The following is a 16,142-nucleotide window of genomic DNA, read 5'->3' on the forward strand; positions in this document are numbered from 1 at the left end:
GGGAATCAGCCTTGCCAGAACGGGCGCTCAACCTCCTTGGAGGCTTGAGCGCGCGTGACGCCGATATCATCGAGAAGATGATCATCGAGATGTTTGAGAGCTATGCGTGTGCGACGACGCTCGGCCCAGGACACGAGAGCAACAGCCACAAAGAGCGCGACCGACGCCGCGGGTGTCAGCGGGCGGTTTTGCAGATACGTCAACGCGGAGGCGGGCTGTAGCTGTGTCATGGGATGTCCTTTCCAAATTGTATTGACACAATATGGCGAATGCGCCATGAATAATTGATACATTGACTCAGAGTGACCGAGCTAGAGATTTATTGTAATGAATACAATTTGGACGCCAACTCTGGAGCATTTCCCCGGCCCGAAATACAAAGCGCTGGCCGCCGCCCTGAAAGACGGTGTGACACAAGGCGCTCTAACAGCAGGCTCCAAGCTTCCGCCCGTGCGTGAATTGGCGTTCCACCTTGGGATCACACCGGGCACTGTAGCGCGGGCCTATTCCATCCTGACCGATGCAGGCATCTTTGAGGCAACCGTTGGTCGCGGCACATTCGTGGCTGAGAGATCCGTGCCTCGCGTTGAGATGAGTCCTCTCGAAGTGGACGCTGTGCCGCATGGGTCCGGAGGAAATACGCCGGATATCAATTTGATGTCGCCTGCATTGCCAGATGTGGGGCAGGCGGGACTGATCCGCCAGCTCATGGCAGAGGTGGCGCATGATCCCCCCTCTGGCCTCATGCATTACCCCAACAGACGCGCATTTCAACCGGCGCGGAATGCCGTCGTGCAATGGCTGCAAGGGACCCCTCTGGGACCTCTGGAACAAGAGGATATTGTTTTGAGCCATGGCGGGCAAAACGGTATTTCGCTGGTTCTGCAAACGCTCCTGAAGGGTTCCAACCCGGTTATTCTGGTAGAGGAGTTGGCCTATCCCGGTTTTCGCCGTGCGGCGGACTTGTTGCGGGCCAAAGTTGTTCCGGTCGCCATGGACGCGCATGGAATTGTACCGGAGGCTTTTGAAGCCGCCGCGCGTTTGCACACAGCTCAAGTGCTTTGTACCTCTCCTGAAGTGCACAATCCGACGGGGATTTTCACACCACTGGAGCGCAGACGCGATCTGGTCGAGATCGCACGGCGGCAGAACGTGCAGATTGTCGAAGACGATTGTTACCGCATGGGGTCTGCGCGCGCACCGACCTATCGGATGCTTGCGTCTGAGCGTGGCTGGTATGTCTCGTCCATCTCCAAAACGATCACGCCATCGCTCCGCATTGGCTTTGCTGTGGCACCCGACGGGCAAGGCGCGGGACTCAGACGTTCCGCTGAACATGGCTTCTTCGGTCTGGCGACCCCGTTGGCGGATTTAACGGCCAAACTGCTGGCGCATCCGCAGATCGAGACGCTGGCACAGGGCGTTGTCTCGCATATGGGGCTGTACATCCGCGAGGCGGTGAATCATCTGGGCGGGTATGAGCTTCGGTGGAGAGAGGATGTCCCGTTCTTTTGGTTGCAATTGCCCGAAGGATGGCGCGCCTCCGCGTTTTGCCAGGCGGCGGCAGAGGCAGACGTCAAGATCAGGCCGTCCGAGGATTTCGCCGGTCGTGACGCCCGCGCGCCCCATGCCGTACGCATTGCGGTCAATGCACAAATCCCTTTGGAACGGTTCTGCAACGCGATGCAGATCCTACGCGATTTGCTGGATGAACCACCTGAACGCATTGGAGTTTAGATTCTTAAAGTTTATTGGGGTATTATTATACCTAAATTGCAAAGCGTTGTTTTCAAACAGATAATTAGCCCTTCACGCCGTTGACGCGAAAAAAAGGCATGCCTATAACCACGCAATCTGAATGTCCGGGGCGCGCGCCCCTTCAATCGCTAGGTAAACCCATGAAAACCTTCTCTGCAACGCCAGCAGACATCGAGAAGAAATGGATCGTGATCGACGCTGAAGGCGTTGTTCTGGGCCGTCTTGCATCGATCGTCGCCATGCGTCTTCGCGGCAAGCACAAGCCGTCCTTCACGCCCCACATGGATTGCGGTGACAACGTGATCATCGTGAACGCTGAAAAAGTCCAGCTGACGGGCAACAAGCGTCAGGAAAACCACTACTGGCACACAGGCCACCCCGGTGGCATCAAGTCGCGCACCAAGGAGCAGATCCTTGAAGGCGATCATCCTGAGCGCGTGGTCACATTGGCCGTCAAGCGGATGCTGCCAGGCAACCGCCTGTCGCGTCAGATCATGACAAACCTGCGCGTTTATGCCGGTGGTGATCACCCGCATGAGGCGCAAAACCCAGAAGTGCTCGACGTGAAGTCGATGAACTCGAAGAACACGCGGGTGGCGAAATAATGGCTGATCAAATCAATTCTCTCGAAGAGCTGGGCGCCGCAGCGGGCGATGCCGCTCCTGTCGAAGCCCTCGTCGAAGCGCGCGAGCCCGTCCGTGACGAGCTGGGCCGTGCCTATGCCACAGGCAAGCGGAAAGACGCGGTTGCCCGCGTCTGGATCAAGCCGGGCTCCGGCAAGGTTGTCGTGAATGGCAAGGAAATGAACGCCTATTTCGCGCGTCCCGTTCTGCAGATGATCCTGCGCCAGCCGTTTACCGTGGCCGGTGTGGAAGATCAGTTCGACGTCAACGCGACGGTTAAAGGCGGCGGTCTTTCCGGTCAGGCCGGTGCGGTTAAGCACGGCATTTCCAAGGCGCTGCAGCTGTATGATCCCAGCTTGCGCGGTGCGCTGAAAGCCGCTGGCTTCCTGACGCGCGACAGCCGCGTCGTGGAACGTAAGAAATTCGGTAAGCGCAAGGCGCGCCGGAGCTTCCAGTTCTCCAAGCGTTAATCTTGTCGCCTTTTCAAAGGCACATGCTGAGATTAAAAGGGGCCGCAACGGGCCCCTTTTTTTCTGGGGCCATATGAGGGTGAGACGGATGAAGCTGTTCAAGACCAAACCGCCGGTGCTTCCGAAATACGATATCCCGGATGTGGGACAGTTGATCAAAGCTGTGCATGGCGACGTGGATCCGGACAAAATCTCGCTCTTCATTCCGGTCAAGAATGAGATGGGCCTGATCCCCGCATTCCTGGGCTACTACCGCAGTATCGGGTATGAGCAATTCCTGTTTTTTGATGATCAATCTGATGATGGAACCTTCGAATACCTGACCGCGCAGGATGATTGCATCGTGATCCACACCACGATGACTTTTGGTGAGGAGCTGGAATACACCGGGCCCACACATAAAAACCAGCGCGAGACGCGGTTTGGCACCTTCTCGAAAATGGCGATCCCGCATCACTTTCTGCCCGGTAAAATCGTCGGATACTATGACGCCGATGAATTCTTGTTGCTGCCGCCGGGCGTGAGCCACATCAGCGAGGTTCATGACAGGATCGACGCGCTCGAAAGCACCGGGCTCTATGCAACAGTTGTCGAGTTCTTCCCGCGCTCGACCGAGAGTTTCAAAAAGCCCCTGCCGAGTACGTTTGAGGGTTTGATGGAGGAATACGGCTGGTTTGAAGCCGAGGATTTGTTCGATCCGATGGCGCCACTCGACAAGAAGGGCAAGCCTGTCTTTCACACACCGTCCAAATCAATGCGGCTCTTCGAGGATTACAAGATCGATCCGATCATCGAGCGCAACACTCTGCGAGAGAAGATCTACTTGTCCTCCAAAGAAAAGCGCGATCAAGGGTTTAACCGCTCCGCGCGTCACAAGACGCCGATCCTGCGCCGCACCGATGAGAGTTTCATGTTTTCCTGTCACGACGCGATTGTTCCGCCGTCCGGAGAGATTTTGCTGACGCTGGCGCATTTCGTCTTCACGTCCAATTTTGCGCAGAAGATCGAGAATGCGCGCAAATGGAAAGCCCATGTGAAAGGCGCGGCAAAGTACAATTACTATCGGCGTTTGCTCGATGCGATGGATGGTGTGGAGGATGGCTTCCTGACCGAGCGATCGCAGAAATACGAAAACCCGCAGCAACTGATCGATTGCGGATTGATGAAGTGGTGAGTGCTCACAAAACGTAAGCCGCAGACGGCCAGAGACGTGCGATTTCCGGTTTCCGGCGCGCCGCAGCTTCGTACACCGGGCGGTAATGCAGGGCGATCTTTGCCATCAGGCTATCCGGCAAGGTCTCTTTGCCGGACCCACGCGCATTCACTGAAACCGATCCGGCCTCCGGCTCTAAAGGCACATCGGCCCATTGCGCGAATTCAGAGACACCTTCGGGTGTGAAAAGGGTTTCAAAAAGCGTGATGAAGCGATCCTGGGGGGCGAAAACCTCTTCCATGGCCGCGAGGGTCAAGTCATAGCGCATGCGCGCGGCGGCTTCAGGCCCTGCGAAGAAGGCGTCCAGAGCAGAGATCTCATCCGTCTCGTCAATCCGCCCTTTCGCCATTTCCATTTTGAGATGCGAGCGGAGCCGCGCCACCGGATCACGCATGGAAAACATGGCGCGCACCTTGATGTCCCGCGCAGCAAAGCCATCGCGGATTCCGGCCAACATGGGCGCGGGAAGGGCCGCGTAGGACGGGGTGATATCGCCGGTACGGTCAATTGAGCTTTGCTTGAGAAGCTTTTGAAAATAATCAAAATAAAGACTTCGATCCGTTTGCATCTGCCAGCGGAGATAGTCTTTCGGAACGGCCGCGCCCAGCTTTTCCTTCGCACGCGCGCGCACCAGCTCAAACGCAGAGGGTTTGGCCACTTTGTATCGGGCAAAGACGGAGCCCAGGTCTGATTCCCAGATCTGGTATTCCCCAAGGCGCCCGAAGTCGCTCCCGTCCTGACGGGCGAGATAGGCCTGCATCCAACTGGAGCCGCATTTTTGGCCGCCAAGGCCCAGAAAGAAGGTCTTGTCAGTCATCGGGCGGCAACAACCCCAGGCCACGCAAGTAAATCCCGATGCCGCTCTCCAGAAGATCTTCCGGCGGATAGGGAGAGGCGCGCCCGGGCGTCCCCCGGGCAAAGAGTTCAACAACCCCGTGGCTCATGGCCCAGATATGGGCGGAAAACATCGCTGCCGGCGGCCGTCTGTCTTCGGGAATGTGTTGTGAAAGCGCTTCGGCGGCGCGCTCCAGAACGGCGCGCGCGCGGGAAGACGCATCGGCCAGCTCCGGCGTCCGATTGACCGAGATCCCGCTTTCGAACATGGCAATGTAATGGCCGGGAAACTTGCGGGCAAAAGCGAGGTAGGCGCGGCCCGTGGCCTCAAAGGCCGCAAGATCTGAGGGACGCCCGTCATCATAGGCATGTGCCATCAGATCGGCGAACATCTCATAGCCTTGCAGCGCGGCCTCCGCGATGAGGTCTTCGCGGCCCTCGAAGTGCCGATAAACGGCGGCGGGGGTGACGCCCGCGGTCTTGGCAGCCTCAGACAGCGTAAAACCCGTCGGGCCGCGCTCCTCGATCAGCGTGAGCGACGCATCGACCAGGGCTTGCCGCAGGTTTCCGTGATGGTAGCCGCGTTTAGGCATCCGCGACGCGCGCCTCCCATAAGGAAGGTCCACCGCAGACAAGCGGATCTACGGTGCCGAGAGCTTTATCGTCGCGCCCGGCATAGTCAATTTGGCGCAAGACATGCCGGATGGCATTGAGCCGCGCGCGGCGTTTGTCATCCGTCTTGATGATGGTCCAGGGCGCGATCTCGGAATGGGTCCGCTCGAAGGTTTCGCTGATGGCTTGCGTATAAGCGTCCCACTTTTTGAGGCCTTCCACGTCAATCCAGCTCAACTTCCATTGTTTCAAAGGATCGCCTTCGCGGGCCAGAAACCTGCGCAGTTGCTCGGCGCGCCCGACATTGAGCCACAGCTTCACAAGCGTGATGCCCTCGTCCACCAGCATGCTCTCGAAGGCGGGAACCTGATCGAAGAAATGCGCGCGCTGCGCGTCTGTGCAAAATCCAAACACATGCTCGACCACGGCGCGGTTGTACCAGCTTCGATCAAAGAAAATGACTTCGCCGCCTGACGGCATATGTTTGACGTAGCGCTGAAAATACCATTGGCTGGCCTCTTTCTCGCTTGGCTTGGACAAGGCCACAACGCGAGCGGATCGCGGGTTCAGGTTCTCGCGAAAGCGCTTGATCGTCCCGCCTTTGCCCGCCGCATCACGGCCTTCAAAGACTACCGCAATACGCGCGCCGCTGTCTTTGGCCCAGGCCAACATCTTGACGAGCTCAATCTGCAACAGCGCGAGCTCCTTTTCATAGGCCTTGCGCGGCATACGGTCGGAATAGGGATAGCTTGTGTCAATGATCTCGCCTTTTTCGGCTCGCTGGATCGCATTGCGAATCTCGGTGGGGGCATCATCGGTGAAGAAGCGGCTGATGGCTGCGTCGAAAGGTTTGGTCATGGGGTCTTCCTTTGCCCCATAGCTAAGCGCTTCTGGTCGCAATGTTAAGGGGGTTAACGCAGACCCGCGCGTGCCGCAGCCCGGTCGATAATGGCTTCGACCTGATCGGGCACGGCATGTTGCGGCATATGCCCAAGCCCATCGATGCGGGTATATTCTGCGTTGGGCAATTGGGTCGCCAAGACATCGGCATGCACCGTGGCGGGAACAATTTCGTCAGCGCTGCCGTGCAGAATTTCAACGGGCATTGTCAATGTATCGGCGTATTGCTCTGACATCTCAACAATATGCGGCCGCAAGGTCCAGATTTGCTGGGCATTGGCGCGCAATGATGTGCGCCGCAGCGACAGCGCCGCGCCGACGTGGCGGCTGTAACCCGATGGCACAGGATCAGGCGTGAAGATCGACGCGACTGTATCATCCACCCGATTGCGCGGCGCAAAGGCCGTGATCAGGGGAACGGCCACCGCACCACCCAAGCGGCTGGAAGTCAGCCGGTAAAAGCCAGAAAGCCCACCCGGCCAGGGGTTGGAGACCGCCGCAAGGGCCACGATCGCGGAAGTGTCTGCGGGGCGTTCGAGACCCCAGGCAAGCGCAACAGCGCCGCCGAAAGAATGCCCCAGCACAATGGGGTTTTGCACGCCAAGCTGATCCGCGGCTGCTTGCAAGGCGCGGGCCTGTTCGCGCGGGCTTTCGCCTTGCACGTTGCGCAAGCTGCGATAGGCGGGCAGGCGCTCGGACCAACCCAGCCCGGGGCGGTCAAAGGCGATGACGCGGTAGCGGTCCTTCAGGCGGTCCACGAGATCGAAGGTGAAATCCCGGAGATTTCCCGATGCGCCATGTATAAGAACGAGATCCGGCCCATCGCCTTGAACAAGCGCGTGGATCGTTGTGCCATTCACATCGAGAAGCTGCCCCACGGGCCCATAGGTTGCCTCGGCTTCAGCTTCGCGCAGGTCCGCACGCCGGTCCACCAATGCTCCGCATCCCGCCAGAAACGCCGCGCTGAGAGCCAGAGTTGTGATTGCTGTCTTCAAACCCATGCCCCACAGATGATGCCGCAGGCAAGCCTGTCCAGTGATGAAGGGGTACAGGCGCGCATGATGACGTTACCGTGATGTGCCGTGCGCGATTTGGGTGATGTCGAACGGCGTTGTTTGATACATTTGGTTGACCCAATTGCCGTAGAGCAGGTGCGCATGGCTGCGCCAGCGGTTCTGCGGCGGACGTGCGGGATCATCGCCGGGATAGTAATTCATCGGCACATTGATTTGCGTCCCTGCGGCGACATCGCGATCATACTCGCCTTTGAGCGTATCGCTGTCATACTCGAAATGATTGAAGATATAGAGCGCCTTGTGCGCGGCATCCTCGATAAGGCAGGGGCCGACATCCTCAGACCCCAAGAGCGTCGTCAATCCCGCCGCATCCACTTCGTCTTGCCGAATTTCTGTCCAGCGGCTGACGGGGATCACGAATTCGTCGGAAAAACCGCGCAGGTAAGGCGACGCCGGGGTCAGGTTCTGATGGCGGAAGCAGCCAAACGCCTTGGCCTCCAGCATATGTTTCTGCACGCCATGGAAGTGATGGATCATGGCCATGCCGCCCCAACAGACACCGAAGGTCGAATGCACATGGGTCTGGGTCCAGTCCATGATTTCAACAAGCTCGTCCCAATATGTCACCTCTTGAAAGGGCAAGTGCTCAATCGGCGCACCGGTGATGATCAGGCCATCGAAGAATTCGTTCTTCACGTCCTGAAAGGGGCGGTAGAAGGCCTCCATATGCGCAGGCGCCGTGTTGCGCGTCTCGTGCTCCGTCATGCGGATCAAGGTCAGCTCGATCTGCAGCGGCGTGGCGCCAATAAGCCGCGCGAACTGCGTCTCGGTATCAATCTTCTTGGGCATCAGGTTCAGCAAGCCAATGCGCAAGGGCCGGATATCCTGCCGCGCGGCCTGTTCTTCCGCCATTACCATGACGCCCTCATGGGTGAGAACATCATAAGCGGGCAGATCAGAGGGCAGCTTGATTGGCATGGGAGGCCTTTTGAAACGGGGTTACGCTTTATCGGAGGGGGTATTTAGGCTTTGGCTGACTTGAGATCAATGGCACGGGCCACCGCCTCGTCAAAGCGGGCAGGATCAGAGATGTCAGCGGCGGCTGACATCGGCAGGGTCACGCCCCATTGCTCTGCCATGCGCGCGTAGAGTGGCTGGCGATGCGCCAGCGCCTGTGAATAGGTCCAGCGCACGAAGGTGTCAGGATCAACATCGTCTTCCTGTATATTGTTTTCCCTGAGATATCTGCTCCAGACATCATCGAGAAACTCAGGCTGATAGGCCATCGGTTTGGGATCTTTGTCAAACCGGCGAATAAGCTCTTGGGCGTGATCCTCTGTTCCCTGAAGCCAGATCAACAGGCATTGCTCGGACAAGTGTTTCAGCACCGGATCATCGGGATTGTCCGGATCGACCCATTCGCAAATCGAGCCGCCGGTATCGCAGATGAAGTTGGGATAGCCATAGAGCCGCTCGGCGCGTTCGATGAAATAGCCCGTGTCGAGCAGCGCATAGATCTCTGCCTGCCGGAATTGGCCTTGCCGCCTGCGGTATTCCTCGATGGGAACGCCGCCCTTGGCTGTGTTGCCCGGTTTGCCCAGATAGGTCGACACCGGGCTGAGGTTCTCAAAAGAGATGTTGGAGCCAATGTAGATCGAATCTGTCATCAACAGGTCGCGCAGGAAGGGCACACGCATGGCCTCGGCCTTCGCATTGTCGGTTATGAACTCGCCCATGTAGCGGGTCCCAATGCGGTAATCGATCGAGTAGTGAAACCAATTGCCGCCCGCGCGGAGCAGATTGGAGAGATAGGTCTTGCCCAGACCGGACATTCCGAAAAAGAGAACACGCTTATGCGTTGCCGCACGCCAGTCATCGCCGGAAGAGTAGAGCATCGGGCCGGGCCTCACTTCGCTGTTTCTCTCCTGTTATCATCCTGCACGGCGGCGGAAAAGGCGCCCATCCAGAACAGCGAGGCCCAGTGCCAAAAGTGCAAATCCTGCAAAGGCGTTTGGCGAGAGAACCTCATCGCGCACCAAAGCGCCGAGCGTGATCGAAACCGGTGGGATCAGCAATGTCACGAGCATGAGATTGCCAGCGCCAGCCATGGCCAGAACACGGTAACACAGGAGATAGGCAAAGCCCGTTGCGATCAGCGCGTAATAGCCAATGGCCAGCATCGTGTCAGTTTGCAGCGTGAGCGATGGCGGACCATCGACAATGAGCACCAGCGGGATCATCCACAACGTCGCGCCGCTCAGCATGCCAGCGGCCGCCACAGGAGGTGCCAGGCCTGACATCATCTTGCGGGCCCAGACCGAGGCCAGCGCGTACGACAAGGTTCCGGCGAGCACAGCAAGCTGGGCGAGGGACCGGATGTCAAAATCGACGACATTGTTGATGCCGATGGCCGTTGCCACTCCAAGAAAGCCCAGCGAGACGCCGATGAGCTTGAGCGGCCCCAGCTTTTCATCCGCAAAAAAGATCGCGGCCACAAGCACGCCCCAAATGGCCGTGGCGGCGTTGAAGATGGAGGTCAGCCCCGTTTCGATGTGGAGTTGCCCCCACGCCATGAGCCCAAAGGGAATGACGTTGTTGAGTGCCCCCATGACAAGGAATACGCCCCAGATCCGCGCGCCACGGGGCAGGGGAAAGCCACGCAGCAGGACAAACAGCCAAAGGGCGAGTGCCGCCCAAAAGACACGGTGAAAGACCGACGTCAGGACCGGCACCTCATCCAGCGCAATGCGGATGGCGAGAAAGGACCCGCCCCAGATGGTGCCCAGCAGGATCAATTCTGCCCAGGCGCGGTTTGAAAGGGATGTTTGATGTGTCATGCGGGGAGGTTAGCTGAGGGCGTATTCTGTTTTCTGCGCTTTTTGAGCGCTGCGCGAGCTGACGTGACGAAAAAGGCCCCGCCGTTGGGCGAGGCCTTCGTCATCTGCAAGGAATAAGGCTTAGAACTTGAAGCCGAGCGTCATGCCAAAGCTTGTTGCCGTGCTGCCTTCAAACTCCGTCCCGTCACTGGTCTCACCACCGCCGAGCCATGCATGCTGCACGCCTGCGCGCACAACCATGTCATTCTCGAACGTGTAGCTCGCACCGAGACCAATGGAGGTCGAGCCATCGGTTGGGGACAACCGGTTGAGATCGCCGCCCTTGGCTTCCTCATAGCCGACAGTGCCAAAGACTGAGTATTTCTCGTTGATGCGACGCCCGAGGCCCAGCGTGTAGTTCCAGGTGTCGTTTTCAAACCCTGTGATCTCACCGTTGGTTGCGTCTTCATACCCATCGGTGCGCACTTCCCACGCGGTCCATTCTGTCCAGCGCGCGGAGCCAAAGAGCAAGGTGTTCTCGGCGATACCCGTCTGGAAATCAATCGTCCAGGATTGGGGCATCTTGATCTTGGTCTTGCTGCTTTGCGACAGCAGCGTGTTCATCGCTTGCGCACCAGTGGCCAGAACCGTTGTCGTGTTTGTCGCGGATTCGTCCACGTCGAACTCGTGCTCGATCTCGGAGCGATACGTCACCGCGAGGCGCGCGGCGATGTCCGGAATTTCATAAGCCGCACCGATGATGTAGCCGAAGTCCGTCTCGCGGGAGCTGTTTGCCTGATAATCCGCGCCCAAGGCGCCGCCGGATGCCGCGCCCACAAGCTGGCCGGGCAGGCTGATCTGGGCTTGCGACGTCACAGCGCGCAGACCGCCGTGCACGGAGATCCGCTCGTTGAACTTGTAGCGCAGGACAGCTTCATAACCGATGCTTTCCCAGCGCGCAGACAGGTTCTGGCTGCCTGATACCGCGATATCGGGAATAGTGTCGCCATTGATGTCCACAGTGGTGAAAGCCGGATTGGCCGCGGAATAGATGCCTTGCGTGTAATCCACATTGGCGCCGTAAGGCTGCCCCATGAAGAAGCCGAAGGACAGCTGATCTGTCAGATCGGTTTTGATCGCGAAGCTGTAGAAGCTCTCGTTGTTGGCCATGTTTTCGCTGTCGCGCGTTGCGTTCAGAGCGGTTGCCGTGGCCGCTGGATGCTCACCCTTTACGCTTGGCGCGGTCGAGGAAAATCCAAATTGCACGGTATTGCCGCTTTCAAACAACACACCGTAGTTCGGCTGTGCGCGGTCAATACCGCCCGCCATTGCGATGCTTGTCGTCAGGCCAAGAGCGGTCGTGGCCAGAAGTACCTGTTTCATTGGGTGTTATCCCTTGTTTCTCATCCCTTGTGCGACGGTAGGCCTCAGGTGCCGTGCGGGTCAATCTTTGACCATACGTCATCGCGATATCAAACACGTAGCGTCACTTTGCTGCTACAGCCTGCTGGCGCGACGAATGCCAGATATTGAGATAATTGGCCCCGAAGATGAGGATGGCGCCCAAGGCCACGAAGGGATCCATCGCCTCAGAAAAGAACATTGCCCCCACGATCATGATCAGGGGCAGGCGAATGAAATCCACAGGGCTGACAATCGTCGCCGGCGCCAGCGAGAGCGCCTTTGTGTAGCAAAAATGCGCGAAGAGTCCGGCAAAACCGATCATGATGACCCACGGGATCTCGCCCGCCGTGGGCACTGCGATGTCGCCATCCCAGACAACGGTTACAATGCCCATCAGGAGCTGCATCGTCGTCAGGTAGAACAGGATGCAGGCAATGGTCTCGGTCCGGGTGAGTTTGCGCGTCAAGAGGATCGAGAGGGCAAACCCGATCGCTGAGGCCGAGGCCAGCAACACGCCGGTTGATACCTCGATCATGCCCGGTCGGGTCACAATCAGGATGCCCACAAAGCCAAGCGCCGCGGAAAGCGCTCCAATCCGTGTGAGGCGCTCGCCCAAGAGCAAGGGCGAGAGCACCAGCACCCATAAAGGTGTGGTGAATTCCAAAGCAAAGACCTGCGCCAAGGGGATCAGAGCCAATGCAGCAAACCAGAGGTTTTGCCCCGCGAAGTGGCCCATATTGCGCAACAGATGTATGCCCAGATGGCGGCGCGTGATCTCGGGCCAAAGCCCGCGCAGCTGGATTACCGCACAGACCACAATGACCCCGACAATGGATCGATACATCATGATCTCAAACGTATCGAGCGTGCCCGCCAGCAAGCGGCCACAGACGGCCATGGTGATGAAAGACATCACAGTGCCAAGCATCCACAAACAGGCGCGTATCGTGTCAGTCATGAGCTGCTCCGGGGTAGGGGATCAAACCGCCGTTGGGCGCGTTGCCAGATGAGAGGGCATTTTTGGGCGGTCACAGCAAAGCTTTGGTCCAGCTTCCAGGCATTAAGCTTTTTGAACCACGTGACCAAGGGCACAGCCGCGCGGTCGCCAAAACCATCCACCAGCACAAAACGCGCCTGTGAGTCCTGCCAGACGATGTTCTTCGGCCCCAGATCATAAGCCGGGATGTGCCAATCATAGAGCGCCGCCACGAAAGCGTTCAGCGCCTCCATTTGCTCACGCGTGAGCGGACCTTGTTCCAGCAAGGCGTGCAGCGTGGGCGCTGTATGGCCGTCTTTGGCGCGAATATGCTCCACGAGCTGGGCCAAGCCGTTTGGCGTTAAGACAAAATCCGCGATCCCTGCCACGGGTGGCGGTATGCGGCGAACTGAGGCCCGCATCATGGCGTCCGTCCAAGCCTTTTGCTCGCGTCGATAGAGCCCGTAAGTTTGTCTGATCCTGAACCAGCCGCGCCAGCTTTGCTCCTGAGCGCCCTGCAACCGTCTGAGATGCTTGGGCTTCAGGATCTTCAAAAGCAAATCGGGATGCTGCTCCAACGTGAAGACCAGACGTTCCGAGCCGCGCGCGATCTCGCGAGCCGGGTCAGGATGCAGCAACGCCGACGGCATGCCGGATTACTCCCATTCAATAGTGCCGGGCGGCTTGGATGTAATGTCATAGGTCACGCGATTGATCCCGCGCACCTCGTTGATGATCCGGGTCGCCGTCTCGCCGAGGAACTCATGGCTGAACGGATAATAATCCGCAGTCATCCCATCAACGGAAGTGACAGCGCGCAGGGCACAGGCGTAATCATAGGTCCGCCCATCGCCCATAACGCCCACGGTCCGCACCGGGAGAATCGCGACAAAGGCCTGCCAGATCTCGTCATAGAGCCCGTGCTTGCGGATCTGATCGATATAGACGGCATCCGCTTTGCGCAGAATGTCGAGCTTTTCCCGTGTGATCTCCCCGGGGCAGCGGATGGCCAGACCGGGGCCGGGGAAGGGGTGACGTCCGATAAAGCTTTGCGGCAGGCCCAATTCACGCCCCAGCGCGCGAACCTCATCCTTGAAGAGCTCCCGCAGCGGTTCCACGAGCTTCAGCCCCATCTTTTCGGGCAGGCCGCCCACGTTGTGATGCGACTTGATGGTGACGGATGGTCCGCCGGAAAAACTCACGGACTCGATGACATCAGGGTAGAGCGTCCCCTGCGCCAGAAATTCTGCGCCATCAATCTCATTGGCATGTTTCTGGAAGACATCGATGAACAGCTTGCCAATGATTTTGCGCTTCGTTTCCGGATCAGATTGCCCATCCAGCGCGCCGAGGAACAATTCCTGTTCATCGGCATGGATGAGCGACATGTTGTAATTGTCCCGGAACATCGTAACGACTTCTTCGGCTTCGCCTTGCCGCAACAGACCGTGATCCACGAAGACACAGGTCAGTTGATCGCCAATCGCCTCGTGGATCAAAACAGCGGCCACAGAGCTGTCGACCCCACCGGACAATCCGCAAATCACGCGTTTGTCGCCCACTTGATGCCGGATCTTGCGGATCGCTTCCTCGCGGTACGCCCCCATCGTCCAATCGCCGGAGAAACCAGCGAGGCGCACAAAATTCTCGTAAAGCTTGGCGCCATTGGGCGTATGGTGCACTTCGGGGTGAAACTGCACCGCATAGAAATTTCGCGCAGGATCTCCCGTGATGGCAAAAGGCGCGCCGGGGGAGGTGCCGTAGACCTGAAATCCCGGTGCCAGTTCCGCGACGTGATCACCGTGGCTCATCCAGACCTGTTCACGGCCCTCGGCAAACCATCCCTCCAGCAAAGGCAATGGCGCGCCCGGCTCGACATAGGCCCGTCCGAACTCGGCAGTGCCTTCGCCTGTGACAACCTTGCCGCCAAGCTGCGTCATCATCACCTGCTGACCGTAACAGATCCCCAGGATCGGCAGGCCCATCTCGAAAATTTCTTGCGGCGCGCGCGGACTGCCGTCGCGGGTCACGCTGTCGGGCCCTCCCGAGAAGATCACCGCGCGGGGCGCCATCTCTCGCACGAACTGAGCCGTGACGCTCTGGTAGGGGTGGATTTCGCAATAGACATTCAGCTCCCGCAGGCGCCGCGCAATGAGCTGCGTCACCTGGCTGCCGAAGTCGATAATAAGGAGGCGGTCATGGGTGTGGGCATCGGTCATGAGGCCTGATAGGCAGGGCGTCAACGAGATGCAAGAGAAGGGGGCGACATGCCACGTATGCTCACGGAATTTGGCATGGGCACATCGCTGCGCCGTGCTGATTACACCGAGGCTGCGGCCCGCGGTCTGCGCGCCGCGCTTTGGTCCAATTCGATCAACGCCGCAGAGCTGATGGGGTTTGCGAAAACCGACATGATCCTTAAGGTCGATGTGGGCGTTCAAAACCCCGATGCCGTTGATATCGAGGCGCTCATGGCGATCTTTCCCTATGGCACTCCCGAGATCACAGTGCGGCTGGGCGGGCTGGATGTGCCCCGGCCGGAAGGAACAGGCAACCCGACACTGATGGCGGCTGTGGCCATATCTGTCCACTTCGACATGGAGCGCGCGACATGAGCGAACAGCGTTTGATCATCCAGATGGCACAAGCCACAGATGCCACCGGCGATATGCAGCGCGCGGCGGTGCGGGCTGTGAAACGCGCGCTCAGCCAGGCGGACATCGCCGCGCCCGAGACACTTGGCCTTACTTCCGATGCGGTGCGGGTATGCATCAACCTCGGCGTGCCGGAGCCTGCGGCAGTCGATGCCGAGGCTTTGGTGGCGCTCAACAAACTGGGGCAGACGGATATCCGGATTACTCCGGGCGGATTGAAAGTCCAAGATTCGGAGACGGGCGCGGTCCAGATTGCCGCAACGGCTGCTGTCGAGGTCTTTTTGCCCATTCAGACGGGATGGCGGATCAAATCCTAGGCGTTTTTGCGCAAAGCCATGATCCAAACGCCCATCAGCGCCAGTGAGGCGAGCGCGTTCCAATTGGCCATGGTCAAGCCAAACAGGAACGGGGTCAGCGTATCGCACAAGACAAGCGCCGGGGCATCGGACGCGCCGGGCAGCAGAGCATTGCCCGACAAGCCCGAGAGCTGATCTGCGCCGGACGAACACGACGCGGGCCCGTCCCAGAGCTTGCGTTCAACGCCTGAATGGAAGATCGCCAGACCTGTGGTTGTGGCGGCGGAGATCGCCCCGCCAAGAGCGATAAGCCGCGTCGGCAAAACAGCCCCGATCGCGCCGAAGGCAACCGCCGCTGCATGGGGCCAGCGCTGCCACAGGCACATCGCGCAGGGCGCCCAACCCAAGGCTTGAAAGAAGAAAGCGGCCAGTAACAAGGCGAGTGAGCCGCCTGCCGCTGCTAGAATGTATGTCCGACGCGTCACAATGCCCTCACAAATATCGGTCGCGGCAGGCTTAATGCGGGGAGGGCAGAGAGCGCAAGACAGCTTGCGGCGCCTTGGCTGAAAC

General features: G+C 58.8%; 19 protein-coding genes. 6 read left to right on the top strand and 13 right to left on the bottom strand.

Annotation, left to right across the window (positions count from 1 at the left end):
- Positions 1 to 5: 5 nt before the first annotated feature.
- Positions 6 to 230 carry a DUF1127 domain-containing protein gene (locus ACP15S_RS07525; RefSeq protein WP_425038952.1) on the bottom strand — a complete coding sequence of 75 codons (225 nt, stop codon included), beginning with the start codon at positions 228 to 230 and terminating at the stop codon, positions 6 to 8.
- Between the two features lie 97 nt (positions 231 to 327).
- Between ACP15S_RS07525 and ACP15S_RS07530 the strand changes: the two genes are divergently transcribed.
- From ACP15S_RS07530 to ACP15S_RS07545, 4 genes are all read left to right on the top strand, one after another.
- Positions 328 to 1,737: a PLP-dependent aminotransferase family protein gene (locus tag ACP15S_RS07530; protein WP_425038953.1), complete on the top strand. Its 1,410-nt coding sequence runs from the start codon at positions 328 to 330 to the stop codon at positions 1,735 to 1,737.
- 161 nt (positions 1,738 to 1,898) lie between these two features.
- Positions 1,899 to 2,363, top strand: a complete 465-nt coding sequence (rplM, locus tag ACP15S_RS07535; protein ID WP_425038954.1) for a 50S ribosomal protein L13 — start codon at positions 1,899 to 1,901, stop codon at positions 2,361 to 2,363.
- Complete coding sequence (gene rpsI / locus ACP15S_RS07540) at positions 2,363 to 2,851, top strand: 30S ribosomal protein S9 (protein WP_425038955.1); 489 nt, start codon at positions 2,363 to 2,365, stop codon at positions 2,849 to 2,851. Before rplM ends, rpsI begins: the two co-directional genes overlap by 1 nt.
- A gap of 88 nt (positions 2,852 to 2,939) precedes the next feature.
- Positions 2,940 to 4,025, top strand: coding sequence for a glycosyltransferase family 2 protein (locus tag ACP15S_RS07545; RefSeq protein ID WP_425038956.1), 1,086 nt, complete (start codon positions 2,940 to 2,942; stop codon positions 4,023 to 4,025).
- Between the two features lie 4 nt (positions 4,026 to 4,029).
- Here ACP15S_RS07545 and ACP15S_RS07550 read toward each other — a convergent pair whose 3' ends face one another.
- The 11 genes from ACP15S_RS07550 to guaA all read right to left on the bottom strand — a co-directional run bounded on the left by ACP15S_RS07550 (position 4,030) and on the right by guaA (position 14,841).
- Entirely contained in the window at positions 4,030 to 4,881 is an 852-nt protein-coding gene (locus ACP15S_RS07550) for a sulfotransferase family protein (RefSeq protein WP_425038957.1), read from the bottom strand.
- Positions 4,874 to 5,491, bottom strand: a complete 618-nt coding sequence (locus ACP15S_RS07555) for a TetR/AcrR family transcriptional regulator (RefSeq protein ID WP_425038958.1) — start codon at positions 5,489 to 5,491, stop codon at positions 4,874 to 4,876. The genes ACP15S_RS07550 and ACP15S_RS07555 overlap by 8 nt, the downstream gene beginning before the upstream one ends.
- A complete protein-coding gene (gene ppk2, locus ACP15S_RS07560; protein WP_425038959.1) occupies positions 5,484 to 6,368 on the bottom strand; it encodes a polyphosphate kinase 2 in 885 nt (294 codons plus the stop codon). Before ppk2 ends, ACP15S_RS07555 begins: the two co-directional genes overlap by 8 nt.
- A gap of 53 nt (positions 6,369 to 6,421) precedes the next feature.
- A complete protein-coding gene (locus tag ACP15S_RS07565) occupies positions 6,422 to 7,411 on the bottom strand; it encodes an alpha/beta fold hydrolase (protein WP_425038960.1) in 990 nt (329 codons plus the stop codon).
- 66 nt (positions 7,412 to 7,477) lie between these two features.
- Positions 7,478 to 8,404, bottom strand: coding sequence for a homoserine O-acetyltransferase MetA (gene metA, locus ACP15S_RS07570; protein ID WP_425038961.1), 927 nt, complete (start codon positions 8,402 to 8,404; stop codon positions 7,478 to 7,480).
- Between the two features lie 44 nt (positions 8,405 to 8,448).
- Positions 8,449 to 9,321 (bottom strand): ATPase, encoded by an 873-nt coding sequence (locus ACP15S_RS07575; RefSeq protein WP_425038962.1) that lies wholly within the window; start codon positions 9,319 to 9,321, stop codon positions 8,449 to 8,451.
- Positions 9,322 to 9,357: 36 nt separating this feature from the next.
- The gene (locus ACP15S_RS07580) at positions 9,358 to 10,263 is read right to left on the bottom strand and encodes a DMT family transporter (protein WP_425038963.1); all 906 of its coding nucleotides are present in this window, start codon (positions 10,261 to 10,263) and stop codon (positions 9,358 to 9,360) included.
- Positions 10,264 to 10,383: 120 nt separating this feature from the next.
- The gene (locus ACP15S_RS07585) at positions 10,384 to 11,625 is read right to left on the bottom strand and encodes an OmpP1/FadL family transporter (RefSeq protein WP_425038964.1); all 1,242 of its coding nucleotides are present in this window, start codon (positions 11,623 to 11,625) and stop codon (positions 10,384 to 10,386) included.
- Positions 11,626 to 11,728: 103 nt separating this feature from the next.
- Positions 11,729 to 12,604 (bottom strand): DMT family transporter, encoded by an 876-nt coding sequence (locus ACP15S_RS07590; protein ID WP_425038965.1) that lies wholly within the window; start codon positions 12,602 to 12,604, stop codon positions 11,729 to 11,731.
- Entirely contained in the window at positions 12,601 to 13,272 is a 672-nt protein-coding gene (locus tag ACP15S_RS07595; protein ID WP_425038966.1) for a YrbL family protein, read from the bottom strand. The genes ACP15S_RS07590 and ACP15S_RS07595 overlap by 4 nt, the downstream gene beginning before the upstream one ends.
- A gap of 6 nt (positions 13,273 to 13,278) precedes the next feature.
- Complete coding sequence (gene guaA / locus ACP15S_RS07600; RefSeq protein ID WP_425038967.1) at positions 13,279 to 14,841, bottom strand: glutamine-hydrolyzing GMP synthase; 1,563 nt, start codon at positions 14,839 to 14,841, stop codon at positions 13,279 to 13,281.
- 48 nt (positions 14,842 to 14,889) lie between these two features.
- On the opposite strand from guaA, the gene ACP15S_RS07605 reads away from it, so the two are divergent.
- A complete protein-coding gene (locus ACP15S_RS07605; protein WP_425038968.1) occupies positions 14,890 to 15,237 on the top strand; it encodes a Lin0512 family protein in 348 nt (115 codons plus the stop codon).
- On the top strand, positions 15,234 to 15,593 hold the full coding sequence (locus ACP15S_RS07610; protein ID WP_425038969.1) for a Lin0512 family protein: 360 nt from the start codon (positions 15,234 to 15,236) through the stop codon (positions 15,591 to 15,593). The genes ACP15S_RS07605 and ACP15S_RS07610 overlap by 4 nt, the downstream gene beginning before the upstream one ends.
- Here the strand turns inward: ACP15S_RS07610 and ACP15S_RS07615 are convergent.
- On the bottom strand, positions 15,590 to 16,057 hold the full coding sequence (locus tag ACP15S_RS07615; protein WP_425038970.1) for a disulfide bond formation protein B: 468 nt from the start codon (positions 16,055 to 16,057) through the stop codon (positions 15,590 to 15,592). The genes ACP15S_RS07610 and ACP15S_RS07615 overlap by 4 nt on opposite strands.
- Positions 16,058 to 16,142: the final 85 nt, after the last annotated feature.

The sequence above is a fragment of the Primorskyibacter sp. S187A genome, assembly GCF_049800955.1.
Classification (GTDB): domain Bacteria; phylum Pseudomonadota; class Alphaproteobacteria; order Rhodobacterales; family Rhodobacteraceae; genus JAKVBH01.

Bases quoted from the DNA above. Each gene is read 5' to 3' on its own strand.
- ACP15S_RS07545 (WP_425038956.1), top strand. From the start codon at position 2,940: ATGAAGCTGTTCAAGACCAAACCGCCGGTGCTTCCGAAATACGATATC.
- ACP15S_RS07580 (WP_425038963.1), bottom strand. From the start codon at position 10,263: ATGACACATCAAACATCCCTTTCAAACCGCGCCTGGGCAGAATTGATC.
- ACP15S_RS07610 (WP_425038969.1), top strand. From the start codon at position 15,234: ATGAGCGAACAGCGTTTGATCATCCAGATGGCACAAGCCACAGATGCC.
- ACP15S_RS07590 (WP_425038965.1), bottom strand. From the start codon at position 12,604: ATGACTGACACGATACGCGCCTGTTTGTGGATGCTTGGCACTGTGATG.
- rplM (WP_425038954.1), top strand. From the start codon at position 1,899: ATGAAAACCTTCTCTGCAACGCCAGCAGACATCGAGAAGAAATGGATC.
- rpsI (WP_425038955.1), top strand. From the start codon at position 2,363: ATGGCTGATCAAATCAATTCTCTCGAAGAGCTGGGCGCCGCAGCGGGC.
- ACP15S_RS07555 (WP_425038958.1), bottom strand. From the start codon at position 5,491: ATGCCTAAACGCGGCTACCATCACGGAAACCTGCGGCAAGCCCTGGTC.
- guaA (WP_425038967.1), bottom strand. From the start codon at position 14,841: ATGACCGATGCCCACACCCATGACCGCCTCCTTATTATCGACTTCGGC.
- ppk2 (WP_425038959.1), bottom strand. From the start codon at position 6,368: ATGACCAAACCTTTCGACGCAGCCATCAGCCGCTTCTTCACCGATGAT.
- metA (WP_425038961.1), bottom strand. From the start codon at position 8,404: ATGCCAATCAAGCTGCCCTCTGATCTGCCCGCTTATGATGTTCTCACC.
- ACP15S_RS07585 (WP_425038964.1), bottom strand. From the start codon at position 11,625: ATGAAACAGGTACTTCTGGCCACGACCGCTCTTGGCCTGACGACAAGC.
- ACP15S_RS07605 (WP_425038968.1), top strand. From the start codon at position 14,890: ATGCCACGTATGCTCACGGAATTTGGCATGGGCACATCGCTGCGCCGT.
- ACP15S_RS07525 (WP_425038952.1), bottom strand. From the start codon at position 230: ATGACACAGCTACAGCCCGCCTCCGCGTTGACGTATCTGCAAAACCGC.
- ACP15S_RS07550 (WP_425038957.1), bottom strand. From the start codon at position 4,881: ATGACTGACAAGACCTTCTTTCTGGGCCTTGGCGGCCAAAAATGCGGC.
- ACP15S_RS07595 (WP_425038966.1), bottom strand. From the start codon at position 13,272: ATGCCGTCGGCGTTGCTGCATCCTGACCCGGCTCGCGAGATCGCGCGC.
- ACP15S_RS07575 (WP_425038962.1), bottom strand. From the start codon at position 9,321: ATGCTCTACTCTTCCGGCGATGACTGGCGTGCGGCAACGCATAAGCGT.
- ACP15S_RS07565 (WP_425038960.1), bottom strand. From the start codon at position 7,411: ATGGGTTTGAAGACAGCAATCACAACTCTGGCTCTCAGCGCGGCGTTT.
- ACP15S_RS07530 (WP_425038953.1), top strand. From the start codon at position 328: ATGAATACAATTTGGACGCCAACTCTGGAGCATTTCCCCGGCCCGAAA.